The organism is Dokdonia sp. LLG6352-1 (genome assembly GCF_045055815.1).
Lineage (GTDB): Bacteria > Bacteroidota > Bacteroidia > Flavobacteriales > Flavobacteriaceae > Dokdonia > Dokdonia donghaensis.
Genome location: NZ_CP159329.1, coordinates 3,037,172 through 3,064,107 on the forward strand (window position 1 = coordinate 3,037,172; position 26,936 = coordinate 3,064,107).

At 36.8% G+C, this 26,936-nt stretch carries 26 protein-coding genes; 11 read left to right on the forward strand and 15 right to left on the reverse strand.

The window, feature by feature from the left end:
* Positions 1–191 precede the first annotated feature (191 nt).
* Both ABVM49_RS13495 and ABVM49_RS13500 read right to left on the reverse strand, forming a co-directional pair.
* Positions 192–1,469, reverse strand: coding sequence for a DUF2851 family protein (locus ABVM49_RS13495; protein WP_405202381.1), 1,278 nt, complete (start codon positions 1,467–1,469; stop codon positions 192–194).
* A gap of 174 nt (positions 1,470–1,643) precedes the next feature.
* The gene (locus tag ABVM49_RS13500) at positions 1,644–3,008 is read right to left on the reverse strand and encodes a pyridoxal-phosphate dependent enzyme (protein ID WP_405202382.1); all 1,365 of its coding nucleotides are present in this window, start codon (positions 3,006–3,008) and stop codon (positions 1,644–1,646) included.
* A 192-nt stretch (positions 3,009–3,200) separates the two neighbouring features.
* On the opposite strand from ABVM49_RS13500, the gene ABVM49_RS13505 reads away from it, so the two are divergent.
* From ABVM49_RS13505 to ABVM49_RS13515, 3 genes are read left to right on the forward strand one after another with little or no spacing between them, the layout of a single operon-like run.
* The gene (locus ABVM49_RS13505; protein ID WP_035328469.1) at positions 3,201–4,400 is read left to right on the forward strand and encodes an alanine dehydrogenase; all 1,200 of its coding nucleotides are present in this window, start codon (positions 3,201–3,203) and stop codon (positions 4,398–4,400) included.
* Positions 4,401–4,407: 7 nt separating this feature from the next.
* On the forward strand, positions 4,408–4,788 hold the full coding sequence (locus ABVM49_RS13510; RefSeq protein ID WP_405202383.1) for a hypothetical protein: 381 nt from the start codon (positions 4,408–4,410) through the stop codon (positions 4,786–4,788).
* 12 nt (positions 4,789–4,800) lie between these two features.
* Positions 4,801–5,385, forward strand: coding sequence for a hypothetical protein (locus ABVM49_RS13515; RefSeq protein ID WP_405202384.1), 585 nt, complete (start codon positions 4,801–4,803; stop codon positions 5,383–5,385).
* On the opposite strand, the gene ABVM49_RS13520 is transcribed toward ABVM49_RS13515, so the two are convergent.
* Positions 5,386–6,555, reverse strand: a complete 1,170-nt coding sequence (locus ABVM49_RS13520; protein WP_405202385.1) for a proline dehydrogenase family protein — start codon at positions 6,553–6,555, stop codon at positions 5,386–5,388.
* A gap of 89 nt (positions 6,556–6,644) precedes the next feature.
* Here ABVM49_RS13520 and aroB point away from each other — a divergent pair, with 89 nt between their 5' ends.
* Positions 6,645–7,733, forward strand: coding sequence for a 3-dehydroquinate synthase (gene aroB / locus ABVM49_RS13525; RefSeq protein WP_405202386.1), 1,089 nt, complete (start codon positions 6,645–6,647; stop codon positions 7,731–7,733).
* Here aroB and ABVM49_RS13530 read toward each other — a convergent pair.
* The 3 genes from ABVM49_RS13530 to ABVM49_RS13540 all read right to left on the reverse strand — a co-directional run bounded on the left by ABVM49_RS13530 (position 7,728) and on the right by ABVM49_RS13540 (position 9,995).
* Complete coding sequence (locus ABVM49_RS13530; RefSeq protein ID WP_405202387.1) at positions 7,728–8,249, reverse strand: DinB family protein; 522 nt, start codon at positions 8,247–8,249, stop codon at positions 7,728–7,730. The genes aroB and ABVM49_RS13530 overlap by 6 nt on opposite strands.
* A gap of 82 nt (positions 8,250–8,331) precedes the next feature.
* Positions 8,332–8,814 (reverse strand): Lrp/AsnC family transcriptional regulator, encoded by a 483-nt coding sequence (locus ABVM49_RS13535; protein ID WP_013751723.1) that lies wholly within the window; start codon positions 8,812–8,814, stop codon positions 8,332–8,334.
* A 134-nt stretch (positions 8,815–8,948) separates the two neighbouring features.
* The gene (locus ABVM49_RS13540) at positions 8,949–9,995 is read right to left on the reverse strand and encodes a M14 family zinc carboxypeptidase (RefSeq protein WP_405202388.1); all 1,047 of its coding nucleotides are present in this window, start codon (positions 9,993–9,995) and stop codon (positions 8,949–8,951) included.
* A gap of 281 nt (positions 9,996–10,276) precedes the next feature.
* Here ABVM49_RS13540 and ABVM49_RS13545 point away from each other — a divergent pair, with 281 nt between their 5' ends.
* The 3 genes from ABVM49_RS13545 to ABVM49_RS13555 all read left to right on the forward strand — a co-directional run bounded on the left by ABVM49_RS13545 (position 10,277) and on the right by ABVM49_RS13555 (position 12,069).
* Complete coding sequence (locus ABVM49_RS13545) at positions 10,277–10,726, forward strand: helix-turn-helix domain-containing protein (RefSeq protein WP_405202389.1); 450 nt, start codon at positions 10,277–10,279, stop codon at positions 10,724–10,726.
* A gap of 113 nt (positions 10,727–10,839) precedes the next feature.
* Positions 10,840–11,220, forward strand: a complete 381-nt coding sequence (locus ABVM49_RS13550) for a hypothetical protein (RefSeq protein ID WP_038600655.1) — start codon at positions 10,840–10,842, stop codon at positions 11,218–11,220.
* A 3-nt stretch (positions 11,221–11,223) separates the two neighbouring features.
* Positions 11,224–12,069 (forward strand): TerC family protein, encoded by an 846-nt coding sequence (locus ABVM49_RS13555; RefSeq protein ID WP_375252935.1) that lies wholly within the window; start codon positions 11,224–11,226, stop codon positions 12,067–12,069.
* Between the two features lie 103 nt (positions 12,070–12,172).
* Here the strand turns inward: ABVM49_RS13555 and ABVM49_RS13560 are convergent, their stop codons facing one another.
* The 3 genes from ABVM49_RS13560 to ABVM49_RS13570 all read right to left on the reverse strand — a co-directional run bounded on the left by ABVM49_RS13560 (position 12,173) and on the right by ABVM49_RS13570 (position 14,893).
* The gene (locus ABVM49_RS13560; protein ID WP_405202390.1) at positions 12,173–13,507 is read right to left on the reverse strand and encodes a histidine kinase; all 1,335 of its coding nucleotides are present in this window, start codon (positions 13,505–13,507) and stop codon (positions 12,173–12,175) included.
* Between the two features lie 6 nt (positions 13,508–13,513).
* Positions 13,514–14,143 carry a hypothetical protein gene (locus ABVM49_RS13565; RefSeq protein ID WP_405202391.1) on the reverse strand — a complete coding sequence of 210 codons (630 nt, stop codon included), beginning with the start codon at positions 14,141–14,143 and terminating at the stop codon, positions 13,514–13,516.
* A 78-nt stretch (positions 14,144–14,221) separates the two neighbouring features.
* Positions 14,222–14,893: a DUF2306 domain-containing protein gene (locus ABVM49_RS13570; protein WP_405202392.1), complete on the reverse strand. Its 672-nt coding sequence runs from the start codon at positions 14,891–14,893 to the stop codon at positions 14,222–14,224.
* A gap of 255 nt (positions 14,894–15,148) precedes the next feature.
* Between ABVM49_RS13570 and ABVM49_RS13575 the strand changes: the two genes are divergently transcribed.
* Positions 15,149–17,020: a SulP family inorganic anion transporter gene (locus ABVM49_RS13575; protein WP_375253301.1), complete on the forward strand. Its 1,872-nt coding sequence runs from the start codon at positions 15,149–15,151 to the stop codon at positions 17,018–17,020.
* A gap of 165 nt (positions 17,021–17,185) precedes the next feature.
* On the opposite strand, the gene ABVM49_RS13580 is transcribed toward ABVM49_RS13575, so the two are convergent.
* The 5 genes from ABVM49_RS13580 to rho form a co-directional block, all read right to left on the reverse strand.
* Complete coding sequence (locus ABVM49_RS13580; RefSeq protein WP_405202393.1) at positions 17,186–18,430, reverse strand: sulfate adenylyltransferase subunit 1; 1,245 nt, start codon at positions 18,428–18,430, stop codon at positions 17,186–17,188.
* 64 nt (positions 18,431–18,494) lie between these two features.
* Positions 18,495–19,427 (reverse strand): sulfate adenylyltransferase subunit CysD, encoded by a 933-nt coding sequence (gene cysD, locus ABVM49_RS13585; protein ID WP_380035844.1) that lies wholly within the window; start codon positions 19,425–19,427, stop codon positions 18,495–18,497.
* A 7-nt stretch (positions 19,428–19,434) separates the two neighbouring features.
* Positions 19,435–20,055: a phosphoadenosine phosphosulfate reductase family protein gene (locus ABVM49_RS13590; protein ID WP_038600638.1), complete on the reverse strand. Its 621-nt coding sequence runs from the start codon at positions 20,053–20,055 to the stop codon at positions 19,435–19,437.
* A 2-nt stretch (positions 20,056–20,057) separates the two neighbouring features.
* On the reverse strand, positions 20,058–20,333 hold the full coding sequence (locus ABVM49_RS13595) for a DUF2061 domain-containing protein (RefSeq protein ID WP_035328436.1): 276 nt from the start codon (positions 20,331–20,333) through the stop codon (positions 20,058–20,060).
* Positions 20,334–20,729: 396 nt separating this feature from the next.
* Positions 20,730–22,460: a transcription termination factor Rho gene (rho, locus tag ABVM49_RS13600; protein WP_405202394.1), complete on the reverse strand. Its 1,731-nt coding sequence runs from the start codon at positions 22,458–22,460 to the stop codon at positions 20,730–20,732.
* Positions 22,461–22,661: 201 nt separating this feature from the next.
* On the opposite strand from rho, the gene ABVM49_RS13605 reads away from it, so the two are divergent.
* From ABVM49_RS13605 to ABVM49_RS13615, 3 genes are all read left to right on the forward strand, one after another.
* Positions 22,662–23,072 (forward strand): DUF4293 domain-containing protein, encoded by a 411-nt coding sequence (locus ABVM49_RS13605; RefSeq protein WP_035329128.1) that lies wholly within the window; start codon positions 22,662–22,664, stop codon positions 23,070–23,072.
* Positions 23,073–23,678: 606 nt separating this feature from the next.
* Positions 23,679–24,677, forward strand: a complete 999-nt coding sequence (locus ABVM49_RS13610) for a helix-turn-helix domain-containing protein (RefSeq protein WP_405202395.1) — start codon at positions 23,679–23,681, stop codon at positions 24,675–24,677.
* 90 nt (positions 24,678–24,767) lie between these two features.
* Positions 24,768–26,396, forward strand: coding sequence for a serine hydrolase domain-containing protein (locus ABVM49_RS13615; RefSeq protein ID WP_405202396.1), 1,629 nt, complete (start codon positions 24,768–24,770; stop codon positions 26,394–26,396).
* A 158-nt stretch (positions 26,397–26,554) separates the two neighbouring features.
* Here the strand turns inward: ABVM49_RS13615 and ABVM49_RS13620 are convergent, their stop codons facing one another.
* On the reverse strand, positions 26,555–26,917 hold the full coding sequence (locus ABVM49_RS13620) for a dihydroorotase (RefSeq protein WP_405202397.1): 363 nt from the start codon (positions 26,915–26,917) through the stop codon (positions 26,555–26,557).
* Positions 26,918–26,936: the final 19 nt, after the last annotated feature.

The window sequence follows — 26,936 nt, forward strand, 5'->3', positions numbered from 1 at the left end:
AAATATTAATTTTAAACAGCTCTAAGAGCTTTTTATAGCAATACTATCACAACTGGGTGGTGAAAATTTAAAAACCCATTAGAAGCTTTTAAAATAACTGATTTTTAATAGCTTTAACTTATTTTTATTAATTTTCAATTAGTAAAATCTATAATCTATATAAGTTATACTTACCACACAAACAATAGAATTCAATTATTTGATATGAGGAAATTTCCAATAGCACACGATAGACATTTATTTACATCACAATATTGAGATTTTAATTCTAAAACCGCCTGAGTCTCTTGGGCGTTTTTTGTTTTTGCTCTAATCTGTTCAAATTTCTTAATGATACTATTTTTTTCAGGCTTTATAGCTTGTATCATTTTGAGCAACAACTCTCCTTCATCTTTCCCTAGATATTGTGAATAATAAAAACGTAACGGCAAGACAGCATTGATGAGCAAAATATCCACAAAAGATTTTGTGAGCTTTTTTACTCGTTTCTTTTGTTCTTTTCCAAAAGAATAATGTGTATCCCAATATATGGACGCCTTTATATCAAAAAGTAAGTATAATTCCTCTACGCTTTTTGCGGTCATCACTTTACTGAATAAATTAGGGTGCTTGTGATATAGTTGCGCTATTTGTGATAACCGTATGGTGGGAAAATTATCTGGACGTAATTTAAAAAACTGCACGGGCAAAATACCACTACTGTCAAGAGCAAATTTATGTAGTATAAATTCAAATTCACCCTGCAGCTGCATAGGGTAAGAATCTATAGTTTCTTCTGGCAGGAGGTTTGCCATACCAAGCAATAATGCCTCTAGCTTAAAGGGCTCTGGAGCACATTTACGTATTACAGAAAAAGTGAGCTTCTCCCCTATGGATTGAAAAGAACTTGCATTGATTTTGGTCCCAAAGCCTTTAAGTAACAATATAAAAAATGTAGCCTCCCAGTCATTATTTACCATCTCTAGCAAAGGCTTGATAAGGTCGGTTTTACGAGCTAGTCTTTCAAAATATAAACGCTCCAGCCAGTTTTCTTCTATCATAGCTGGCACACGCTTGATATCTACATCACAATTTATCCACTTTTGAGATTGATTTGCAAATAGCTTTTTGTAATTCTTAAGCGCTTGTGGTGAGACATAATCTTTGAGAACCAGAGTGGGTATGGCGTCATTATTTGCTCTATATATCTCAACATCGTTCTCCCATACTACGTGCAATATCACATTATCATATGCTGGATCTTTTTCGTGATGATGAGCATACCAGTCAGAAGATTTTAAGTGTATCTCTACATTTCCCGCCCATAACTGATCACCTATATGCAAACTTGCATTAAAAAAATCTGGACCCGAAAGTTCATTATGTTGTCCTGTAGCTACTAAGGTTATAGGTAGGCCTGTGGTGGTTTTCGCTTTCGCGAAAGCGTACTTTTTAAATTTCCATAAATAATGAAGAAAATCTTCTTGCATAGACACCAAGTATTAAGGTTCTAAAATAGAAAATTCTCACAACTAATGTTACTAATTACAAGCAATTAGATTGTAAACAAACATTATAAGGATACGCTATTACTTCTATGAGAGAGCAAAAAAAAGAGGTAGACAATGTCCACCTCTTTAGCTCTTACCTTATCTATGCAACGACTAGATAGCGTTTATGATATCGTGCTTTGTAATTATGTGGTGTTTACCTTCTCCTAGGTCTACAAGCACTGCATTATTTTCTTTTGTGATAAGTTTTGACACTTCAGAAATGACTGCAGTTTTTTGAACTACTGGATATGCAGCTCCCATAACATCTTTAATAGGTGTATCTGCCACATCATTATTTTCCATATAGGCTCTAAAAAGGTCGGCCTCATCTACAGATCCTACTATGCCAGTTGTATCTTCTACAGGGATTTGAGATATTTTAAACTCACGCATACGCTCTATAGCGTGCGATACAAGCTCTTCTGTTTTTACAGTAATTAATGGTTTGTCTATGTGGTTTTTAATAAGATCACTAGCAACTTTATACTCTTGATCTAAAAAACCTCGCTCACGCATCCAGTCATCATTAAACATTTTACCCACATAACGGCTACCGTGATCGTGAAAAAGGACCACCACTACGTCATCTGGACCAAATTTACCTTCTTCATTAAGTTGCAGTAACCCTTTTATGGCAGACCCGGCAGAGTTTCCTAAAAACATTCCCTCTTCTTTTGCTAGTCTTCTTGTATATACCGCAGCATCCTTATCTGTCACTTTAGTAAATCCATCTATCACACTAAAATTTACATTAAGTGGTAATATGTCTTCACCTATTCCTTCTGTGATGTAAGGATAAATTTCGTTTTCATCAAAAATGCCAGTTTCCTTGTATTTCTTAAAAACCGAACCATAGGTATCTATTCCCCAAACTTTTACATTTGGGTTTTTCATTTTTAAATAACTTCCTACGCCAGATATAGTCCCTCCAGTTCCTACTCCTACCACAAAGTGCGTTACCTTACCTTCTGTCTGATCCCAAATTTCTGGTCCTGTACTATTAAAGTGTGCTTTACAATTAGATGGATTATCATATTGATTTACATACCAGCTATTTGGAGTTTCTTCTGCAAGTCTTTTTGATGTAGAGTAGTAAGATCTTGGATCTTCTGGATCTACATTAGTGGGACATACTACCACCTCACTACCTACGGCACGTAAAATATCCATTTTCTCTTTAGACTGCTTATCTGAGATTACACAGATCATTTTATACCCCTTTATGATAGCAGCAAGAGCAAGTCCCATACCTGTATTACCAGAGGTTCCTTCTATAATGGTACCGCCGGGCTTAAGAACACCTGCAGCCTCTGCATCTTCTACCATTTGTAAAGCCATACGGTCTTTTACAGAGTTACCAGGGTTAAAAGTCTCATACTTTGCAAGGACAAGACAAGGCAAGTCTTTTACAAGTGCGTTCATCTTTACCATAGGTGTGTTTCCTATAGTACCTAATATATTTTCGGCGTAGTTCATCTCCTTTTATTTTTGATTGCAAAGATACTTAGTAAGACGCAGATGCATCACCCGCATTACAAATAATTAGTAAGGGTGTGAGTACGCTTTCGCGAAAGCGCAATACAAACCTCTATAAGCACCTCTAGGGCACTATAAGTAAAGTTTTGGTAAATAATTCCTTACTTTTGAGTAACTACCAACCAAACTAGAATGGACACGAGCAACTCACCTTTTACCAAAGAAATGTTACTCCCTCAAGAAGAGTGCCTTGAGGTCGAAAAGAAACGTGGCGAGCTCTTTATAGGCATCCCCAGAGAGACGCATTTTCAAGAGCGACGTGTATGTCTCACGCCAGATGCTGTAGGTGCACTTACTGCAAATGGTCACCGTGTGATGGTAGAGTCTAAAGCTGGAAAGGGCGCTAGATATACCGATAAAGATTACTCAGAAAACGGTGCCGAAATCACAAAAGATACAGCAAAGGTGTTTTCTTGCCCTATGATCTTAAAGGTAGAACCGCCCTCACTAGAAGAAATCGAGATGATGAACCCACAGACGGTACTCATATCTGCCTTGCAAATTAAAACACAAGAAAAAAAATATTTTGAAACCCTTGCCAGCAAGCGCATCACAGCACTTGCCTTTGAGTTTATAAAAGATGAAGATGGCACCTACCCTGCCGTACGCACACTTTCTGAAATAGCAGGAACCGCCGCCGTACAAATGGCTGCAGAGATTATGTCTAGCTCAGAAACGGGCACTGGGATGTTGCTAGGTAACATAAGCGGTGTGCCTCCGGCAGAAGTTGTTATTATAGGTGCGGGAACTGTGGGAGAGTTTGCAGCTAGATCTGCCATAGGTCTTGGAGCTAATGTCAAAATTTTTGACAACTCTATTACAAAATTACGCTCTATACAAACTAATGTAGGAAGACCACTATATACCTCTACTATACAACCTAAAAACCTTGTAAAAGCATTAAAACGCTGTGACGTAGTAATAGGTGCTGTAAGAGGTGCAAACCGTGCGCCTGTGATTGTGAGCGAGGTGATGGTAGAGGCTATGAAGAATGGCGCTGTAATTATAGATGTAAGTATAGATATGGGTGGTTGTTTTGAAACCTCTGAGGTGACATCACACGATGCGCCTACATATAAAAAACACGGAGTGACTCATTATTGCGTGCCTAATATACCTGCTAGATTTGCGCGTACTGCTTCTGTATCGCTTAGTAATATTTTTACTCCTTACTTGCTAGATATTGCAGAGGAAGGTGGTATAGAAAATAAGTTACGCTTTGACCGAGGATTAAAAAATGGATTGTATTTTTACCACGGTATTTTAACCAAAAAATCGGTAGCAGACTGGTTTAACCTTTCTTACCGAGACATCAACCTTTTGATTTTCTAGCAAGCATATGCACATTCTAAAACGTATAGGTTATTACCTAGGTGGTTTTTCTATAGGACTTATCGTACTCGCATTCTTTTTTAGCGGTAAAAAAACAAGTTGTGCCTATTTTCCGCAGCAGCGGGTTTTAAAAAACTTACGAATTAAACCCTATACATTATCACCAGGTGCTACAGCAGAGCTTGCTGCTATGCAGCGTGATACTGTAACTATAAATAGACTTTTAAAACTAGGAGAAGTAGACTTTGGTGAGAGCGAAACACGCAAAGAGCCTTGTGGTTTTTATGTGATTACCGGAGAGGATGAAACTGGCAAAGATCTTAAAATGACACTGGACAATTGTGAAGAGTCCGTACGCATAGTTTCTATAAAAGAAATAAAAGAGTAACGCTATACCACTATGAGAACAGCAACATACACTATACTTCTACTACTAGTCATAAGTGCTTGTTCCTCAAAAGAAGCTTCACGTATTGCGACTGTAAAAAATTACTACAGCGGTTTTAATAGCGGCGATTATGAATTAATTAAGAATCAATTCTCAGACAGCCTCACAATCACAGAAGGTGATTATGTAATGAATTTTACTCCAGAAAGTTTTGAAACTCATTTTAAATGGGATTCTGTATTTATGCCTCAGGTAAAGATTATTAATATCGAGCAACAAGAAAATGGCCTTCTCGTAACTCTATCATCAAGCTCAAAACGATTTGAGTTTTTAAAAAACAATCCTCTTGTTACAAAACATTTAGTACGTTTTACTAATGGTAAAATAAGTAGGATAGATAACGTTGATTTTATCGATACCAACTGGAAATTATGGACCGAGCAAAAGGAAGGTCTTACCCTGTGGATTGCTAGCAACCACAAGGAGCTAGATGGCTTTATGATAGATCAAACACTTCAAGGCGGCCTTAACTATCTCAATGCAATAGATCTCTATACCAATCGAGAAAACAATAATACTACGGAAATAGTAGAATAACTATAATCTTCTTCTCTTACGCTCTGCTTTAATAAGCTCTAGCTCACGATTAGTTTGCCCCGCTACAGAGGTGTTTTCTTCGGCGCGACGTATGAGGTAGGGCATTACATCTTTTACAGGGCCAAAAGGAAGGTATTTTGCCACATTATACCCCTCAAGAGATAAGTTAAAACTTATATGATCACTCATACCATATAATTGACCAAACCACACTCGGTTATCATCTTTTGCGATTCCCATCTCCCCCATAAGCTTCACTGCAAGTAAAGAGCTATCTTCATTGTGTGTTCCTAAAAATAGAGAGATGTCATTTATATTTTCAAAAATATAACGCATCGTCGCGTTAAAGTTTTCGTCTGTGGCGCGCTTATCTTTACATATAGGCGTTGGATATCCTTTTTCTTTAGCGCGTTTATTTTCCTTCTCCATATAAGCACCTCTCACAATCTTCATACCTATTTTAAAACCTCTAGCACGCGCTTCAAGATGTAGCTTTTTTAAGTATTCTAAACGGTCGTGACGATAGCACTGTAAAGTATTATAGACGATAGGCTTTTCTTTATTGTAAGTTGCCATAAGCTCTGCCACCATATCATCTGCGGCACCTTGCATCCACGATTCTTCCCCATCTATGAGCACTTCTACATCACGCTCTTTTGCTATCTTACATATAGCGTGCATACGCTCTTTTATGCGTTCCCACTCTACCTGTTCTTCTGAAGTAAGTGCAGTTCCTTCTGTAAGTTTTTGCCATATTGCAAAACGACCTACTCCAGTAGGTTTAAAAACCACGATAGGCATTGCATCTTTCTCATCTGCAAACTCTACAAGACCTATCACTTTATTCATACACTCATCAAAGGAGGCTTCCTCTTCTTTACCCTCTACAGAATAATCTAGAACAGAACACACATTTGCACTATACAGTTTATCTACAGATGTCATACAGTCTTCTTCATTAACACCTCCACAAAAGTGATCAAAAACAGTAGATCGTATAAGACCTTCTACTGGCAGGTTTGCATTAAGTGCAAAACGAGTTGCTGCCGTACCTATACGTACAAGTGGTTCTTTAGAAATCATTTTAAAAAGAAAGTACGCGCGTTCTAACTCACTATCAGATTTGAGCTTGAAGGCATTTTCTGTATTATCAAAAAGAGAGGTTTGCATATGCTTAAATTAGTTGGACAAATATACATCTAGATTCCACTTTTTTAAACCAAAAGTGAGTAATTTGCAACTGTTAAAATCACATTATAATGACTACCATTCAAGCTGCTTCATACGATATCGTTTTTAATCAATCTGGATATGATGCCCTTAATGTACTATTACTCCAAAGCTCTTACAGTAAGATATTTGTAATAGTAGATGATCATACCCACGAAGATTGTCTTGCTCCATTTTTAGGCAATCTAGCTACCGAAATTCCTATAGAAGTCATAGAGATACCGCACGGTGAGATTAATAAAACGATAGAAACCTGTAGTGGAGTTTGGGACGCCCTTGCAGCACTAGATGCAGATAGAAAAGGACTTGTGATTAACGTAGGTGGAGGAGTTGTTACAGATCTAGGCGGCTTTGTAGCAAGTACTTTTAAACGTGGTATGGACTTTATAAATGTCCCGACCTCTCTTCTCTCTATGGTAGATGCCAGCGTAGGTGGTAAAACAGGTGTTGATTTAGGCACACTTAAGAATCTCATAGGTGTTATAAACAACCCACAAATGGTACTTATAGACGGTGCTTTTCTGGCTACATTACCACCAGAAGAACTTCGTTCTGGACTTGCAGAAATGTATAAACACGGACTCATTGCAGATCAATCTTACTGGAACAAGCTTAAAAACTTGAGCGAAATGACCACAGATGATTTGAGCCAACTCATCTATGAGAGCATTATCATAAAAAATGAAATTGTACTTCAAGATCCTAGAGAACAAAGTATTAGAAAGACACTTAATTACGGCCATACACTGGGTCACGCTATTGAGTCATACTGCCTAGCTTCAGACACTAGAAAGACGCTGTTACACGGAGAGGCAATAGCGGTTGGGATGATTTTAGAAAGCTATCTTTCGGTGGAACTTACGGGTCTTAGTAAGGATGCGCTAGATGATATTACAACTACGCTTAATGATATGTATGAGGAGGTCGCTTTCGCGAAAGCGGACATAGAGCCCATTATAGAATACCTCAAGCACGATAAGAAAAATACAAATGGCAATGTAAATTTTGTACTTCTAGAAAGTATAGCAAGTGCCGTTATAGATAAACAAGCTCCAAACGAACTTATATATAAGGCCTTTGACCATTATCTAGAAAGCACGCAGCAAGCTACTTTATAAATACCTTTCTTTAATTATTGCTACGTGATGACGCTCGTGACCCGCGATTATAAAACCTGCTGCGCGAGGGCTTAACGGGCTTTGACTTGCTTCTCCTATTACACGCACAGTCTCTTTTGTCATAGATGTAAAGAGACTTAAGCTTGCTAGACGCACACTAGCATACTCCTCAAGTAGAGATGATATAGTACGCTCATTTGCATTGCTTGAAGCCACAAAATCATCTTGCTCAAAACCTTGTAAAGGGGTAGCATCCATTCTAGAAAAGCGTAATGCACGATATGAGAATATGCGCTCAGTATCTATAAGGTGTAACAATACCTCTTTAGGAGTCCATTTACCAGGCGCATAACGCAATAGTAACTGCTCTTCTGATAAACCATTGTAAAATGACACGGTAAAATCCAGTCCAGATTGTAAAGCCTCAAGCAAATCTGTGTCCTCTGGCACCTGTGAGATATACTGGTTATAATAGGTGTTATACTCTGGCTCTTGAACTTCTCCTCGCGTTGTCATAGTCTAAAAAATTTAAGTTAAAAGTAATAAAAAACCCTTTCTCGTTTATGAGAAAGGGTTTTAAAATATTCTGCGGTTCTAATTATACTAGATCTTGAAAGATAGAGTGCATTAATCTTTTCTTGTCATTAATGCTCTCTTCTAGCGAGATCATCGTTTCTGTGCGATATACACCATCTATATCATCTAGTAAGAAAATAACATTCTTTGCGTGATTCGTATCCCTTGCTCTTATTTTACAGAAGATATTAAACTTACCTGTAGTTACGTGAGCGACAGTTACAAACGGGATTTGAGCAATGCGCTCAAGCACAAAAGTAGTTTGCGATGTTTTATTAATGTAAACACCTACATATGCTATAAAAGAATAACCTAGTTTTCCGTAATCTAGTGTAAGTGAGGAACCTGTGATAATTCCTGCTTCTTCCATCTTCTTAACACGTACGTGTACAGTACCTGCAGAGATGAGTAATTTTTTTGCTATATCTGTAAAAGGAGTTCTTGTATTCTCGATAAGCATATCGAGTATCTGGTGGTCTACTTCGTCTAATTTGAACTTTGCCATTGTATCTGCGTTTTTTGAATATAATGCAAAAATAATAGAATATTACTGATTATTCTGCAACAACTACCTCTTATTTACTAAAACGTTATCGTAAACTTTTTACCCCTTATTTTTTACCTTAAATCGAGACTATACTACACAAGTTTGAAGCTAGATGCATTATCTACTTCTTGATGACAAAAAACACCTGTACCTAGCACCTCTTCAAGAGGTTCTGGGCTAAATAAAATAACCCCATCTTCTACCGTTTCTTTATACTGCAATTTCTCAATAACTACTCCTTTACTATGCAAATCACAATAACACTTACTATGCTCAGGTATCATTTTATAATCCTCAACAGGGTAAGATATATCTTTTTGACAAGCCTCAACAGCATACCATAATGATGCAAAAATGTATGCTCTTGTTTTTTCGCGAGCATAGTCATTTGGGTAATGACCTGCTTCAAAAAGTATAGTCGCTACTCCAGCCTCTTGAAAAGCATCACCTACACAATTGTTATTAAAAGCATCATTATATAGCCCAATATTACCAGCAAGATCGTCTTGCAAATTTTTAAAAATATGTGTGATTACACTTGCAGATTGCTTACGCGAAAATGTAAAATTTCTCTCCTCATTTGCCGAAGGCGCAAGGAAAGAAAGTATAGATGGTTTACCTGTATTCTCAAAACCATAAATGGTGCGTTGCCCGTGTAAGTTGAAACAAAAATCTGGCTTAAAATCATTAAAAATTTGACGTAATAATTTTGATTCCGGCTGACTCAAATCTTGAGAATCTCGATTGAGATCAATGTCGTTTGCGTTATTTCTAGTCCACATTTTTGACCCATCAGGATTAAGCATAGGTACCATATAAAACGTACAATTATCAAGCACATTTTTAACATCATTTTGATGCTCATTTTTTTGTAAAAAATTACAAAAATCAAGTAAAGATTTTGTGGTCGTAGATTCGTTACCGTGCATCTGTGACCACATTAAAATTTTAGTTTTTCCAGACCCAAATTTCACCGAATAAATAGGACGTTTTTCTATAGAATTACCTTCTATAGAAACAGTAAATTCTTGTGGTAAATTCTCAACAAAATTTGTAATAAATTCTGGTGAAATGTAGCGACCAGAAATAGCTTCCTCACGACAATTAGTAAACTCTTCTAAAACCTTAGATAATATCATAATCTTACTTTGAATAACAAAGATACTTTTTTTGAAATTAGCTCTTACAAGTGTTGTGTTACAATTGTAAACAAGGAATCTTTACACAAATGGAACGTTAATATTGTAAAATACCGTTCAAATGAACGAATTACAATCCTAATACAAATTAAATGTTATAAATCAGACATTTATATATTTAAATATAAACTTAAAGTTTAATCTATTTACACGTGATTTTTATGTTTAACAAGTATAGATAGCTATAGTTTACAATTGTAACGTATCTTTGTTGTATACAAATGGAAACACTACTAGACAATACAAAATTTGCAAAGCGACTTCAAAAAATTATGGAGTCACACGAGCTTAGTGCCACATCATTTGCAGAAAAACTATCTGTAGGTCGTGCAACAATCTCCCATCTTATGGCGGGTAGAAACAAGCCCAGCTTAGACTTTGTTATGAAGGTAGTAGACACCTTTCCAAATATAGAATTAGAGTGGTTACTTTACGGGAAGAAAACAACTCCAAAACCACCACCTCCTACTCCACAAAAAACGATAATTGAGCCACAAGAAAACTCACAAAAAAACTTCCCTAATTCGTTCCAAAAAACTACCAAAGAGGAGTCCCCAAAAACAGCTCAAAAAAGCATAGAAAATATAGGCAATTTTTCTTCTTCAAAATCGGCAATCAAGAGAGTGATTATTTTCTTAGAAGATGGAACTTTTGAAAGTTATGAAATGTAGTTTGCCTCATTATCAAATTAAATAATCTAGCTCATTTTCGGCAATTAAAAACCTTCTAAAAAAGAGGTTTCAAATTACGAGTTCCAACTCTTTGTATATTATTTTTGTAGTCTATGAAACGTATCTTTTTTTACTCGGTTGTTGCTTGTTTTTTTTTCGCTTTAAGCTGTAAAAGTCCAGAGCGAGATTGTGCAAATTTTAAGACGGGCACCTTCACTTTTGAGACACTTCTAGATGGCGAACTTGTAGCCACAACATTTACACGTAACGATACTCTTGAAGTAGATTTTTTTAATGGTAAAGCAGACTCCTCTTCTGTGCGATGGATTAATGATTGTGAGTACATCGTTAAGAAGTTGAACCCAAAAAGTATGAGTGAGGAAAAAGCACTCCATATGAAAATCATAGCTACTGACGGAGATTTTTATACCTTTGAGTACTCCCTCGTAGGAGAAACCAACAAACAACGCGGAACCGCAAAAAAAAACGACTAACTAATGTTTGACATTCTTACCTCTGCAGATGCTTGGATTGCACTGCTTACGCTTACCTTTCTTGAAATTATATTAGGTATAGATAACATCATCTTTATATCTATCGCCGCAGAAAAGCTTCCGCAAAAGGATCGTAAAAAAGCGACTAATATTGGTCTTGCACTTGCAATGGGTATGCGTATCGCATTACTTTTTGGGATATCGTGGCTTGTGGCTTTAAGTGCTCCTTTCTGGCATATAAACGCGAGCTGGATAACGGGAGGCATAAGCTGGCAAGCAGTTATACTTATTGCAGGGGGTATCTTCCTTATCTGGAAGTCTGTACACGAGATACACGAGAAGGTGGATGAGACAGGACTAGAAGAAGAAGAGATTTCAAAAAAGAGCTCTACTACGCTAGGTAATGCCATTGTACAAATTGCAGTAATCAACCTTGTATTCTCTTTTGACTCTATACTTACGGCTGTCGGGATGACTAACGGGCTCTCTGACAATCCAACAGATGCATTAATCATTATGGTGATAGCAGTTGTTATCTCTGTGGGGATAATGATGCTCTTTGCAAACCCTGTAGGAAACTTTATTGCAAAGCACCCATCTTTACAGATTTTAGGGCTGTCATTCTTAATTTTAATAGGCTTTATGCTTATTGCAGAAGGCGCGCACCTATCACACCTAGAAATCTTTGGATCAAGCGTAGGAGCCATCCCTAAGGGTTATTTATACTTTACTATTGCCTTCTCATTACTGGTAGAGTTTATAAACTTCAAATACAGAGCAATGAAAACAAAAGACTCTGGAGCACAAATACAAATGAAGAAAAATGTAGAGCACCTCAAAAAGGACTAACATCTTTTTTTCAGAATGTAAAAAGTGTCTTTAGGCTACGGCTTAAAGACACTTTTTTATGTAATAAATTATCGATCTATTCTATGGAGCTTAGTTTTACAACTTAGAAATCATCATCATCCATAAGTCTCTCTATCTTACGTTTTTCCCAGGTTTTATTAAATATAGGGCTCCATCCATACACCTCAGAGGCGTGACCTACAACACCCCAGCCCCATCCTAGTATAGGAAAAAGTGCCCAAGGGAAACTGGTAGACATCACATTAAAATAAATAAAGACAGGCACCATAATCGCATAAATGGTGAAGTGTATGTAAAATCCTTTGAGATCTTCTACCTTCTTTTTTGCACGTTGATAACGTTTATCTTCTAGATACTCTGTTTGTTTAGGTTCAAAACTAGCTTGTCCAGCTTGTGTAAGTAACGGCACACCTACTTGAAAGTTTGCACCATCATCTTTTATAACAACATCACTACTCGTAAGCAGGCCGTAGCGCTGGCGTATGTTTTGTAAACCTACACCGCTACTCTTCTTTACTACTTGTTTTTTCTGGATGTTATTAGTCACATATAGCGTATTTCCCTCTTCATAGATTCTTATGTGAAGCTTATTTGAAGGAGTGACTTGGTTATGCTTTACAGCATTTTCTAGTAGTAATTGTAACGAGAGCGGCACCACCTTATACTCTGAGTGAGAAGATTGCTCAGGTATATCTACCACAATACTGTCTTCAAAACGCATTTTAATAAGATTCATATACGTACGAGCAAAGGCAAGCTCCTCTTCTAGTGGTACTAGTTCTTTATTTTTTTGCTCTAGTACATATCTGTATACTTTTGAAAGCGAAGTGGTGAACTTGGTTGCCTGTCTAGGGTTTTCCTCTATAAGACTTGCTAGCACATTTAAACTGTTGAATAAAAAATGAGGATCCAGCTGATTTTTAAGTGCATCAAACTTTGCAGAGGCGGCTCCTGCAATAATTTTAGATTCCTTTACTTTACTCTCTTGCTTTCTCTTCCAGCGACTCACCGCATAAAACGAGGTTGTTGCGACAGCTGTTATTATAAAAGGAAATATATAATCTTCCAGACCTTCACTAGCCCAATATTGATCTAAAGGAATGTTGTAATACTTCGTAATAAGTAGTAATCGCAGTACAAACACCGTAACTAAAGTCACAGCAATATGCGCAATAAGCGCATAAGTAAGCACCTTAAAATTCCACAGAGTAGCGGTAAAACGTTTTCTAAAATTTACTATAACCATCTTATTTACTGCATACAGCGCTACAGAAAAGATTTGGTTTTGGATAAAAAAGGTTATTACTCCATCTCCATACCAAGGGTTACCCAGCACGTACAGTATGATACTATGAACGATAAATATGGTTAAGCCTACAATATTTGCCTTTGCAAACTCTGTTAGATAATACTTCATTTCTTCTTAATTACAAGCTTCTGCACTTTCTAAAGCTCTTTTTACATTTCCTTTGGGATGGAACTCTGTCTCAGGTTTAAAGGTAGCAAAAAGCTCAATGGCGCGCTTTAACTCTGCGCAATATGGCTCAATTGAGCTGCCAAAGTACTTTGCACTCCCCATATCCCATTGCGCCTTATCTGCTATAAAAATGGGATTATCTGGATCTTTCTTAACCATTTTCTGGTACAGTTCGCCTATGGTACCGGCATATTTCATTCCGTACTTCATACCGTCATAAGCTACCCACACAGTATATAGTTGCGCTTGTAGATAATCTGCATATGGGTTATCCTTTTCTATCGTACACATTGCATTAATATACTCCTGCGCCTTATCTCCATTTACTTTGAGCGTTGTTTCATTTTGGTTTTCAAAATCTCGCCAGTTCTTCACAATAGCTATTTGTGCCACGTGGTACGAGGGCAACCAGTTATCCTTTTCTACCGTTGCGATACGTTCAAAAAGATTTGAAGCCTCATCAAGTTTATCTTGATCCCAGAGTTCCATTGCTTTGCGCATACCCTGCTCATATTTAGTTTGAGCTATAAGGAAGGTACTGCTGCATAATGCGATAATAAGAAGTAAGTGTTTCATAATAGTGTTGTTTTGATTGATGATGTAAAGATGGTTTTAAGTACGCTTTCGCGAAAGCGTAATCTACCCAATTGTCATTTATACAGTCTCAGTTGTAATTTTCTTGCCAAGTCTCGTCTTACGCATCCAGTAAGAGATAAAAATTATCCCAAAAACCGAAGGTAATAGCCAACTCAACAATGATGGTAACACGCTATTTGTGACAAAAAAGGCAGTAAAAGCAGCAATGTATGCCCCAGAAATTTTTGCGATATGTAGTCGTAAGTATTTCTTGCGCAAAAGCTTTAAATCGCGCATTGCTCTTAGATCGTTTATGGCATTAAGCAAACCTATAGTACCAAAAACAAGGAGTACCCAGCCTATTGTAAGTCCATAATAAAGTAAGTAACCTCCATAAGCTAGCATACCCACACCTATAATAGCCATAGACCAAGAGATAACTTTGTCCCAGCGTAGATCTGCCATTTTACGTACCCTCTTAAACCTAAGCGCTCTATAGCCAGAAAGCACGAGGTATACACTAAAGAGTCCTACCACAAACAGAAAAGGATTGTTGTGATCTGGAAGTAGCGAAGCCACAATACCCGAAATACCCGCTGTAAGCATCCCATAATAAAAAATCATTCCAGACTTTTTGTGCCACACATTACCCTTACGAGCTATGACAGAAATAGTACCAGAGATGAGAGAAATAAACCCACCTACTGCGTGTAGCGTGATAAATATCTTAAAGAAAGTAGCATAGTCCATAATTGATATATTTTGATGTTGAGGATATCGGCTATTGATTGACACTACAAATATGAACCGTATCTTAAGGATTACAAAAACCATACGACCCAATTGAACAAATAAGCTACCGAGTTGTAGTTCTGACAGTATAGCTCAGATTTCTTATACATTTAAATTTACGCTTTCGCGAAAATAGGCGTCATAATTATCCTAAAACGAGCACTGTCTATCCTTTAAGAATACCCTATCTTTGCGGCTTCTTAAAAACGACCTATGAAACGCATTTTTAACAACTTTACTGCAAATCCTAAAAACGATATTCTATCTGGTATCACCGTTTCTCTAGCAATGATACCTGAGGTAGTTGCCTTTGCCTTTGTAGCACAAATAAGCCCTATTGTTGCTTTATTTGGGGCATTTGTAATTGGTATTATCTCTGCGCTTTTTGGCGGTAGACCAGGATTAATCTCTGGTGCTGCAGGAGCTGTTGCTGTGATTTTTGTACAGATGATTCAAGAAGGCCACGCAAAGGGATTACTATTTGATCAGCCTGTTGAAAATATGGGGTACTTCTATTTACTCGCCGCTGTGGTATTAATGGGAGTTATTCAGGTATTTGCTGGCTTATTCAAGCTAGGGAAGTTTGTGCGCTTGATACCACACCCAGTAATGATGGGGTTTGTAAACGGTCTAGCCATCGTTATATTTCTTGCACAACTAGGGATGTTTAAAGAAAATAAGAAAGATTATGCTGGTGACAATATGCGTAAAACAGCTTCAAAAGAGCTCGTTTATACCGTATCTGATAATGAAGTAAAAGACAAAGTTTCTAATACCGTACTATTTACAATAGAAGGAAACTCAGTCATAAACAAAGCCACAAACAAGGAAGTATTTGTACTCTCAGACGGACAAGTTTATGATACAAATACACAAAAGGTAGTTTTTAATGCGTCACAAGATGGCTTTTACTCTGTAAAAGACAAAGGAGTTGTAAAAACCTGGATGAAAGGCAAGTCCCTCTTTACAATGATAGGCCTTGTACTGCTTACAATGCTCATTGTATGGGGATTACCAAAACTAACTCCAAAAATTCCTGCCGCGCTTACCGCTATTGTTATTGTATCCTTAATATCGATTTTTGGAGGCTTAGATGCTGTAAACGTAGGTGAGTTTATAAGAGATGGTGGTGGTGCCGGTTTAAATGGTATGGCAGAAATTTCAAGCAAGCTCAATGTATTTGACCTATGGAGCAGTCTACCATTTAACCTTGATACACTTAAATTTATCGCACCTTATGCATTTCTTGCAGCTTCTGTAGGACTTATAGAAACCTTGATGACTATGAATCTGGTAGATGAGATGACAGACTCTAGAGGTAATGGAAACAGAGAATGCGTCGCACAAGGAGCTGGTAACATCGTGAGTGGTGTTTTTGGAGGAACCGGTGGTTGTGGTATGATAGGTCAAACAGTAATAAACATTAACGCTGGAGGTCGTGGTAGACTCTCTGGTGTAATGATGGCAGTCACGCTACTTACCTTTATCTTATTTGCAGACCGTTTTATAGAGCAAGTGCCTATTGCTGCACTCGTGGGTGTAATGTTTATGATGGTTATTGAGACATTTGCTTGGTCTAGTTTTAGAATCATAAAGAAAATACCAGTATCAGATGCGTTTGTTCTTATTATAGTATCTGCAGTGACTGTATTTTTTGATCTTGCTATAGCTGTATTTGTAGGTGTAATTATAGCAGCCTTATCATTTGCTTGGAGTAGCGCTAAAAAAATTAGAGCTAGAAAGAAATTTAAAGCAGATGGCACAAAGGTATATGAGATCTGGGGCCCATTATTCTTTGGAAGTATTCAGAGTTTTAATTCTAAGTTTGACATAAACGGTGATCCAGACCATATAGAAATTGACTTCATAGAGGCAAAAGTAGCAGACCACTCTGCCCTAGAAGCTATTTTTGTACTCCTTGAGAAGTATGAAGCTGTAGGCAAAACAATCACACTCAAGCACCTCAGTACAGAGTGTAAAGACTTAATGCGCAAAGCCTCTCCTAAATTTGACAAAGTAATTGAAGAAAGTGTAGATGACCCTCGTTATCACGTACTTTCTGGAGTACTTGATACTGAAGCCTAGCAACATCAAAAATGAAACTTGTCTATGGGGCACACCTCTCTAAAAACAATAGAGACGATCTATAACGAGCTAAAATACTCACATCAACAATTGAGTTGAAAGACAAAAAAAGGCGCTATAAAGCGCCTTTTTTAATATCGAATAGTATCCAACAACTATGACATATTAAGAACTTATAAAACCTACACCCGCTGTTGCGTGTGACTGCGTATCAATAAGTATAAATGAACCTGTTTGCTTATTATCTAAAAACTGATCATTAAGCACCTGCTTACTAAGCTGTATAGTTACCTTACCTATATCGTTAAGCACAAGTCTATCTGTAGCATCTACACCAGAAAAGTCTGTATGCACAATGCTATTTATACTTTTTACTTTTCCTAAAATTTGAGCCGTACCCTGCTGTACTAAGTATTTTGTACCAGGTACAAGTGCATTATTATCCATCCAGCATACGGTAGCCTGTAGCTCCTTAGTAAGACTAGGTGCTTGCGCACTTTTAACTAAGATATCACCACGACTTACATTTACATCATCCTCTAGCGTGATGGTACACGAGTTACCAGCATCAACTTTAGTAAAAGATGCATTATAAAATAAAATATCTTTTATTACAGAATTTCTACCAGAAGGAAGAACCGTCACAGCATCACCTACTGCTAGCGCTCCTCCAGAAACTTTACCTGCATATCCTCTAAAATCGTGATATTGATCCTGCTTAGGGCGTATAACAGTTTGCACTGGAAACCTTGCTCCCACCTCTTCTACTTGAGAAGGATTTAATTGTTCTAAATGTTCTAGTAAAGTCTCACCGTCATACCAAGGCATCTCAGTAGAGGCATTTACCACATTATCACCTTTTAAAGCACTTATAGGCACAAAAGTGATACGTTGCGCTTTAAACTGTTGCTTTTGCGTAAGCGCTCCAAAATCTGAAACAATCTTGTTAAAAGCCTCCTCATTATAATCTACAAGATCCATCTTGTTTACCGCAACTACAATATCTTCTACACGTAGTAAATCATTTATAAAAAAGTGACGGTACGTTTGCTCTACCACTCCTTTACGTGCATCTACAAGAATAATAGATGCTTGTGATGTAGATGCTCCAGTCACCATATTACGAGTATACTCCACGTGCCCAGGCGTATCTGCAATAATATAACTCTTCTTTGCCGTGCTAAAATAGATATGTGCTACATCTATAGTAATCCCTTGCTCGCGCTCTGCTACCAGACCATCTGTTGCAAGTGAGAAGTCTAGATAATCAAATCCATTTGCCTTACTCTTCTTTTCTATCGCCTCCAGCTTATCTGTAGTGAGCGATTTTGTATCGTATAGTAACCTCCCTATTAGAGTACTCTTACCATCATCTACGCTTCCAGCGGTTGCTATCTTTAATACGTCCATTGTATTGTGTCTTAATCTTTGAATTTCTTTTACGCTTTCGCGAAAAGTTAAACAGCCTTACCTCCTAGAAGTATCCCTGTTGTTTACGTTTTTCCATTGCGGCCTCAGAGCGCTTGTCATCTATACGAGCACCTCGTTCTGAAATGGTAGAGGTACGTATCTCTCCTACTACTTTCTCAATAGTGTCTGCTGTAGAGAGTACTGCTGCTGTACAAGACATATCACCTACCGTTCTAAAACGCACTGTGCGCTCTACAACCTCTTCATCTTCTGCTCTAAAAACTACATCATCTTGTGCGGACCAAAGCATACCATCTCTTAAGAAGGTCTTGCGCTGGTGTGCAAAATAGATGCTAGGAATTTCTATTTTTTCTGAAGCAATATAGCTCCACACATCTAGTTCTGTCCAGTTACTTATAGGAAACACGCGTACATTCTGACCGTGATCAATATTTCCGTTTAAGAAGTTAAATAACTCTGGACGCTGGTTTTTTTCATCCCACTGTCCAAAATCATCACGCACAGAAAAGATACGTTCTTTAGCTCTTGCTTTTTCCTCATCACGACGTGCACCACCTATAGCCGCATCAAATTTAAACTCCTCTAGCGCATCTAGAAGTGTGGTGGTTTGCAACATATTACGACTGGCATATTTACCCGTCTCTTCTGTCACTCTACCTTCATCTATGGCATCTTGTACGTTACGTACTATAAGCTCAAGACCTAGCTCTTTTACAAGCTTATCTCTAAAGGCAATTGTCTCTGGAAAGTTGTGCCCAGTGTCTATATGTAATAATGGAAAAGGAATCTTAGCCGGAAAAAAGGCTTTTTGTGCTAGTCGTACAAGCGTTATACTGTCTTTCCCTCCAGAAAATAATAACACCGGACGGTCAAACTGAGCTACGACTTCTCTAAAAATGTAAACCGCCTCACTCTCTAATGGATTGAGTGCAAGCGTAGCCTTAGTATCTGTAATAGGTTGTGTTGTAGTATCCATAATTTTTTTAAAGGTGTATGCCGCACTCACGATGTGCTAGCACTTTTGTAGGATCATAATAATCTGTCTCGTTAGGAAGGTTATGCTCCTTAAGGTAGACATCTAGATCACTATCACTATAATTATAAAACGGACTCACTTTAAGTACGCCTGCTTTACTTACACTAAAAATATCTAGTGAGTCGCGCAGAGCAGTTTGCCCCTTGCGTAAGTTCGTAAACCACACATCTGGCTTTTGTGTCGCCATTGCTCTAGTAAATGGTTCAATCTTTACTTGCTCTGTAAACACTGCGTGCTGTGGGTCATCTATAGATGGGATACCCATAAGGATATCTCTGTGAGCCCTCGTTTGTTTAGGCACATAGAGGTCTATTTGTAAGTCTAGGGTCTCTATAAGCTCTTGCGCGTGTGTGTAAGTTGCTTTTGTGTTATAACCCGAGTCACACCATACAACAGGCAGTTGTGGTGCTACTTGTGTCACTGCGTGTAGCAATGCTCCCTCGTAGGGTCTAAAATTTGTTGTTATAATAGCTTTGCTAGCCTGTGCTATGGCGTAGCTTATTACCTCTTGCGGCGTTGCAGTTGCAAAGCGCGCGTTGAGGGCGTCTATATCACTTGCTGTGTACATAGTTATGATGCGGTTTTTCCCCAGTTAATTTTATTCCAGATGCGCTCGTGCGCAAAGTAAAGAATAAGTTTTGTTAAAAAATCAATAGAGGCAATAGAAGTGGCTAGTAACCACTCCCCTGTTAATAGGTATGAAACAAAAAGAGTATCTAATGTACCAACGAGTCTCCAGCTTAGTGCCTTTACGATACTACGCATAGGCTTTTCTGAAGTTTTATCTTTTTGGTATGATTTACTTTTCTCTTTGTCTCTTTGTAAAAAGATTTGATCTAAAATCATTATTTTGTCTAATATACATCTATTAATCTATGGGATTACTAGACTAATGGGCAAAAGTAAGTAAATTTTTGCGCTGAGCAACAATTTTAGCATTGCTTTTACATTTACCCATAGCTCACAGATAGTTCAACATATTGACAAACAACAGATTACTTACACCACCTTATATATAAACTCACTTCGTCATTTAGAAAAAATGCCATATCCCTACTCGCTAGCCCCGATTGTAATGAAAATCCCGCAATGTAGCGCAGCGCAATGAGGAATTACAATGTAAAGCGGGATACTACTTTTAATGAGATGCTACTACCCTAGTGCTCCTTAAAAGAATACGTTAAACAAAAAAAACCTCTTAAGATAGCTCAAGAGGTTTTTTATAAGGGTTATGAAGTAGTCTTACTGATTCATAGAAATCAAGAATTCTTCATTATTTTTTGTGCTACGTATACGATCACTCATAAACTGCATTGCCTCTACTGGATTCATATCTGCTAGATACTTACGTAATACCCATAGACGTTGTGAGGTATCTTTACTGTGTAGTAAGTCATCACGACGTGTAGATGAAGAGGTAAGATCTATAGCTGGGAAGATACGGCGGTTTGCAATATTGCGATCCAGCTGTAGCTCCATATTACCGGTACCTTTAAACTCTTCAAAGATTACCTCGTCCATTTTTGAACCGGTCTCTGTAAGTGCTGTCGCTATGATAGAGAGTGACCCTCCACCTTCTATATTACGTGCTGCTCCAAAGAAACGCTTAGGTTTATGTAGTGCATTTGCGTCTACCCCTCCTGAAAGTATCTTACCAGAAGCTGGCTGTACGGTGTTATATGCTCTTGCGAGACGTGTGATAGAATCTAGTAGTATTACTACATCGTGACCACACTCTACGAGGCGTTTTGCCTTCTCGAGTACAATGTTTGCCACTTTTACGTGCTCGTGTGCTTCTTTATCAAAGGTAGAGGCTACAACCTCTCCTTTTACATTGCGTTGCATATCTGTTACCTCTTCTGGTCGCTCATCTATAAGGAGTACAATCTGGTATACCTCTGGATGGTTTGCAGCAATGGCATTTGCAACGTCTTTAAGTAACATTGTTTTACCCGTTTTAGGCTGTGATACTATCATACCACGCTGCCCTTTACCTATAGGCGCAAACATATCCATCACTCGTGTTGAGATGCTGGCTTGACGCTCTGCTAGGTTAAATTTCTCTGTAGGGAATAACGGTGTGAGGTGCTCAAAAGAGACACGATCTCTCACTATGTTAGGGTTAAGACCGTTGATACGGCTTACTTTAATAAGTGGGAAGTACTTTTCTCCCTCTTTTGGCGGGCGTATCACACCTAGTACAGTGTCTCCGGTTTTAAGACCAAAGAGACGTATTTGTGATTGTGATACATAAATATCATCTGGTGATGCTAGGTAATTATAATCTGAGCTACGTAAAAAGCCGTAACCATCTTGCATAATATCTAGTACTCCCTCACTCTCTATAATACCTTCAAACTCATAATCTGGCTCGCGGTAGCGGTTGCGATTATCCTTATTACCGTTGTTACCGTGTGTATTACCATCTTTCTGGTTACGGTTATTACGGTTGTTATTGCGGTTGTTATTATTGTTACGATTATTATCGCGAGATGAGCGCTTGTCGTTGCTCTGGCGGTTATCATTGCTAGAGCGCTTATCGTTATTATTATTAGAACGCTTGTCTTTATGAGTATCGCGTTTTTGAGGTGTCTTTGTCTCTTCTGTATCTTTATCTTTTACCTTAGCTTTTGCTGGCTCACGCTTTACGGCTTCCTTCTTTGCTGGAGCCTCTTTTTGTGCTGGGGCTTCTTTTTTGTCTTCTGGAGTGGTAGCTTTTGCCTCTGTAGTAGCCTTAGGTGCTCTAGGTGTACGTGGCTTACGCTCTTGCTTAGGCTTAGGTGCTGGAGCAGCTTCTTCCTTACCTTTTGGCACTACAGCCTCTACCTTTTTTGGGTCTGCAGCTTGCAGGTCTAGTATTTTATAAACTAGATCTAGTTTTTTTAAGGATCTAAACTTAGGAACGTTTATCCCTTTTGCAATTTCTTGAAGTTCGGGAAGCTTCTTTGCTTTTAATTCTGAAATGTCAAACATCTAATAATGTAGTAAATTAAAAATCGAGTGATTATTATGTACCAAAAGAAGAATTTGATACGAATATTGAAGTAATTAAATAACAAGCGGAGAGCTTGTTATGATATTATACAACAATGATACAATTTTATTTTTAAAGTTTTCTTAGCAATATCACAAAATGAAACTTATTTTTGCTGGTATATAAAAAATGTAAAAGATTTGATACAACGTATTCAAACCGTTTATTTATTACTTGCAGCGCTTGCCTCTTTAGGCTTGCCGTATGCCTTTAGCCTTTATGCAGATGCTACTGGTGAAGCTGTATGGGCTGCAGATGAGGTACTTTACATTACTCTTTTTAGTGTAAGTGCTGTACTCTCATTTATTTCCATATTTTTATGGAGCAAAAGACAAAACCAATTCGTCTTAGGACGTCTTAATATCTTATTGAACTTTGTTTTATTAGGTGTATTGGTATATCGATCACAAATCTTATCTGGAGGGACGGCGGTTCTTGAGAAGGGTATTGGGATGATCATTCCGCTTGTTTCTATCGTTTTACTAGTCTTGGCAAACAAGGCAATCAAGCGCGATGAAGATCTTGTAAAATCTGTAGATAGATTACGATAGACTTATAAAATCTTAGTTTTATTAGTGCGTAGAAGCCTCCTTTTAATCTTGGGAGGCTTTTTTTATGGCTTATTTTTTGGCGATGGACTGGAGGCTGTAATTGCTATTATACTAGTTGCCATTAAGATGGGGGAAATTGAATTGCGGCGGTTATAGTTCTATGTACGCTTTCGCGAAAGCGGGATCACCTCCAGAAAAATTGAGTCACCCGAAGCTAAAATGATAGCGTCTTAAATAAGTGTATATTTAAGCCATCAATTAAAAAACAAAACAATACAGGCTATCTAGCAATCTCGGTAGTTACCGGGAGTTTCGCTTGGTTATAAAGTGGCCAGTTGTGCAACGAGCTTTACAAATTAAAACCAAGAGCGTTTTACTAACCACGTTATCAAAGACTGGCTTTTGATAAGCTTCATATTGTAAAAAGAACGTCATTTATTAATGTGTGAATTCAATTTAAATTTTTTTAACCTTATTATAATAGCATCTGTATTTATAGGTTTTACATTTGGGCTACTACTTATTTTCACTAGGCGGATAAATCAAAAAGCTAATGTATTACTGGGCCTAGTAACGTTCATTATCGTTTTTTGGAATATATGGGTATTGAGTATAGATTTTCAAATAACAAATTATCTACCACATTTTTACTTAATACCGTTGAACTATTCATTAGCTCTTGGTCCATTATTATATTTATATGTAAAAAAGACAACTGACTATAGTTACCACCTTTCTAAGAGAGATAGTAATCATTTTTTGCCTGTAATTATAGAACTATGTGTACATATTATTATTAGTCAAGATGCACTTTCAAATAATGTTATTGGTATAGAAACAGAAACTTATCTTATACTAATGCCTATTACTCAACTTCTTGCAATTATCTCTATTATAACCTATTGTATATATGCACTTAGATTAATAAAAACCTATCATTCTTGGCTCAAGAAAAACTATAGTAATAATGATGCATATAGTTTAAGGTGGTTGTACAAATTACTTATTTTATTTGCAATACTTTGGTTTTTATTAGTGCCCTATACGTTTATAGACTATTTAATCTATGATTTTCAATTAGATATAAGTGACTATTACCCTATATATATGCTACTCTCTATTATAACAATTTGGATTAGTGCAGAAGCATTTTTAAGACCTGAAATAATTTTACTTGAGGCTAACAAACAAAATGATATTTACAAGACTAACTCATCTCAAGAAACCACAAAAAGTCCCTCTGAAGAAATCTTAACCAAAGCATCTTGGCTAAAAGAACAGATGGAAACTAATCTTTTTTACCTTAATTCAGAATTAACATTAAAGTCTCTGGCAGATAATCTCAATATACATCCCAATTTATTGTCCAAAATAATAAACGATGGCTTAGGTAAAAACTTTTCTGACTTTGTAAATGAATATCGTGTAAAGGCCATTATTGATAAATTACACAGTGATAAATACAATCACATAACGCTATTAGGAATGTCTTATGAATGCGGTTTCAATTCAAAAACGACTTTTAATAGAGTTTTTAAAAATATTACGGGCGTAACTCCTATATATTATAAAAAGTCAATAAAAAGTACCCCTAAGAAGGATTAAAATTAGTGCCATTCTATAAAATGGGGCTTTTGATACTTTACTTAAGTACTAGATTTGATGAATATTTCAATCAAAAATCAAATGACATTTATGAACTCAAACTATTACTTAGTGCTCCTTGCTTGTTTAATAATATCTTGCAAAGGCAGGACGCAATCAACCGCAAAAAATTCTCAAACAAATGAAATAGAGAATTTGCATTTTTCAAAAGTTGACTTTAGAGAAAATAAGCCTACATCCAATAATTATTCAAATAGTTTTACTCTCAATAAAGATAAATTTCTCAGCATTGACTTTACCTTAGAAAAACCCCTTATTGAAAGTATTAAATCGTTAGCACCACACTTATCACAAGATCAATTATTAAATAAGGGAAATTTTCAGTTCTCATTTTTAGTTGATGGTGAAGTAATTTATGTAGAAAACCTAAACAAGGGAGCAGGAACAATTGACTCAAAAACTGCGCAACTCAAACATTTAGTACCATTAGTTTATCCCACACAAATTGACTTTTGGGGTTGGTTTATGTGGTTAAAATTTATGAAACTAGGAGGAGGTCAAGATGTTCTTCTAGAAGGCAATCATTCTTTAAGTATCGAAGTAAGACCATATATAAAAGAAGATACTATAAGGATAGGCGAGATTCTTGCAAAAGGCACTATTAACACTCAAGCCTTTATAGATAAGAGCTTAGTCCCTATTCAAAAAATACAACCTGATAGTGGTTGGGAATTATCAAATGATACTTACAACAGTACTAAAATAGAAGCTCTAAACAAAAAAATTGCACAAGGACGTTTTGAAGATATTAATGGCGTAGTGGTTATAAAAGATAATAAGCTTTTAATAGAAGAATACTTTAATGGTGAAAACAGAAATAGCTTGCACGACCCAAGATCTGTGGGTAAAACTATTGCTTCTACAATGATGGGAATTGCAATTCAAGAGGGTTTCATAAAAAACGAAAACATCTTATTAAAAGATTTCTACGACCTAAAGTCTTTTGATAATTATAGTCCTAAAAAAGATTCTATAACCTTAAAATCTCTTTTAACAATGAGTTCTGGGCTTCTTGGTGATGATGCAGACTATAGTAACCCGGGAAATGAAGAAAATATGTACCCTACAAAAAATTGGGTAAAATTTACACTTGATTTACCTATGCAAAAAGGCAGAACTATAGGAGAAGACTACATTTATTTTACAGCAGGTGTAGTGGTACTAGGAGATGTCATACATCAATCTGTCCCTAACGGTTTAGTGTCTTACGCAGATAAAAAACTATTTAACCCTCTTGGTATAACCGATTATAAGTGGCAATACACACCTCAAAAAGTTGGTAATACCGCAGGCGGGATACAGTTAAGAGCTATTGATTTTGCTAAATACGGACAATTATATAAGAATAATGGGAAATGGAATGGCAAGCAAATTTTAAGTAAACAATGGGTTAAAAAGAGCTTAGCTAAGCAAGTAAAACGACCAACAGAAAATGGTCACTATGGCTATTTATTTTGGAATAAAGTCTATAAATATAACGACAAAGAATATGAAGTATCTTATTGTAGCGGAAGAGGTGGAAATAAGATTTTTATTTTCAAAAACATCCCATTTGTCATCGTTATAACTTCTTCGGCATATAATAGTCCCAGTGCCCATACTAATGTTGATAAGATGATAAGTGAATATATTTTACCAGCAATAATAGATAAAGATTAACGCCATTTCCCTTCTTTTAATAAGTAAAAATAAGTCTACTCTAAGTGCGCCTGGAGTAGAATCTTAAAACTATTGATCTACAACAATCTATATAGAGTCTTCTCGATCTTCTATTAAAAAAGGCTTTCTATTTTAGAAAGCCTTTAAAAGTGTTTTTTTTATTTAACAGGTAACAACTCTTGATCTTTTAATGCCGCATCAACATCTACAGTTATATATTTATGACTGTTAAAAAACCTTCCTGAATCAGCAAGTTTTATTGTTGCGACTTTCTTTCCATTACTTTTCTCTTTAATCGAGGTTATTACCACTCTTTGACCTTTAACTTTCTCGTAATTTGCAATTCCTCCTTTTTTTATAATAAAGTTTGCCTTCGGAAAATTGATATGCTTGTAATTATTATAATCTACCGTACCAATTTGAAAAACATCTCCTTCATTAAAATTTAATTGAGGCTCTTGAGCATACAAAGAGACTGAAATAAATAACGCTAAAACTGAACTTAAAATGTAATTTTTCATAATATTAAATTTAATATTG

Bases quoted from the DNA above. Each gene is read 5' to 3' on its own strand.
- aroB (WP_405202386.1), top strand. From the start codon at position 6,645: ATGACTACCATTCAAGCTGCTTCATACGATATCGTTTTTAATCAATCT.
- ABVM49_RS13520 (WP_405202385.1), bottom strand. From the start codon at position 6,555: ATGCAAACCTCTCTTTTTGATAATACAGAAAATGCCTTCAAGCTCAAA.
- cysD (WP_380035844.1), bottom strand. From the start codon at position 19,427: ATGGATACTACAACACAACCTATTACAGATACTAAGGCTACGCTTGCA.
- ABVM49_RS13510 (WP_405202383.1), top strand. From the start codon at position 4,408: ATGCACATTCTAAAACGTATAGGTTATTACCTAGGTGGTTTTTCTATA.
- ABVM49_RS13535 (WP_013751723.1), bottom strand. From the start codon at position 8,814: ATGGCAAAGTTCAAATTAGACGAAGTAGACCACCAGATACTCGATATG.
- ABVM49_RS13555 (WP_375252935.1), top strand. From the start codon at position 11,224: ATGTTTGACATTCTTACCTCTGCAGATGCTTGGATTGCACTGCTTACG.
- ABVM49_RS13515 (WP_405202384.1), top strand. From the start codon at position 4,801: ATGAGAACAGCAACATACACTATACTTCTACTACTAGTCATAAGTGCT.
- ABVM49_RS13495 (WP_405202381.1), bottom strand. From the start codon at position 1,469: ATGCAAGAAGATTTTCTTCATTATTTATGGAAATTTAAAAAGTACGCT.
- ABVM49_RS13540 (WP_405202388.1), bottom strand. From the start codon at position 9,995: ATGATATTATCTAAGGTTTTAGAAGAGTTTACTAATTGTCGTGAGGAA.
- ABVM49_RS13620 (WP_405202397.1), bottom strand. From the start codon at position 26,917: ATGAAAAATTACATTTTAAGTTCAGTTTTAGCGTTATTTATTTCAGTC.
- ABVM49_RS13505 (WP_035328469.1), top strand. From the start codon at position 3,201: ATGGACACGAGCAACTCACCTTTTACCAAAGAAATGTTACTCCCTCAA.
- ABVM49_RS13565 (WP_405202391.1), bottom strand. From the start codon at position 14,143: ATGAAACACTTACTTCTTATTATCGCATTATGCAGCAGTACCTTCCTT.
- ABVM49_RS13500 (WP_405202382.1), bottom strand. From the start codon at position 3,008: ATGAACTACGCCGAAAATATATTAGGTACTATAGGAAACACACCTATG.
- ABVM49_RS13595 (WP_035328436.1), bottom strand. From the start codon at position 20,333: ATGATTTTAGATCAAATCTTTTTACAAAGAGACAAAGAGAAAAGTAAA.
- ABVM49_RS13570 (WP_405202392.1), bottom strand. From the start codon at position 14,893: ATGGACTATGCTACTTTCTTTAAGATATTTATCACGCTACACGCAGTA.
- rho (WP_405202394.1), bottom strand. From the start codon at position 22,460: ATGTTTGACATTTCAGAATTAAAAGCAAAGAAGCTTCCCGAACTTCAA.
- ABVM49_RS13575 (WP_375253301.1), top strand. From the start codon at position 15,149: ATGAAACGCATTTTTAACAACTTTACTGCAAATCCTAAAAACGATATT.
- ABVM49_RS13545 (WP_405202389.1), top strand. From the start codon at position 10,277: ATGGAAACACTACTAGACAATACAAAATTTGCAAAGCGACTTCAAAAA.
- ABVM49_RS13615 (WP_405202396.1), top strand. From the start codon at position 24,768: ATGAACTCAAACTATTACTTAGTGCTCCTTGCTTGTTTAATAATATCT.
- ABVM49_RS13590 (WP_038600638.1), bottom strand. From the start codon at position 20,055: ATGTACACAGCAAGTGATATAGACGCCCTCAACGCGCGCTTTGCAACT.
- ABVM49_RS13580 (WP_405202393.1), bottom strand. From the start codon at position 18,430: ATGGACGTATTAAAGATAGCAACCGCTGGAAGCGTAGATGATGGTAAG.
- ABVM49_RS13550 (WP_038600655.1), top strand. From the start codon at position 10,840: ATGAAACGTATCTTTTTTTACTCGGTTGTTGCTTGTTTTTTTTTCGCT.
- ABVM49_RS13560 (WP_405202390.1), bottom strand. From the start codon at position 13,507: ATGAAGTATTATCTAACAGAGTTTGCAAAGGCAAATATTGTAGGCTTA.
- ABVM49_RS13530 (WP_405202387.1), bottom strand. From the start codon at position 8,249: ATGACAACGCGAGGAGAAGTTCAAGAGCCAGAGTATAACACCTATTAT.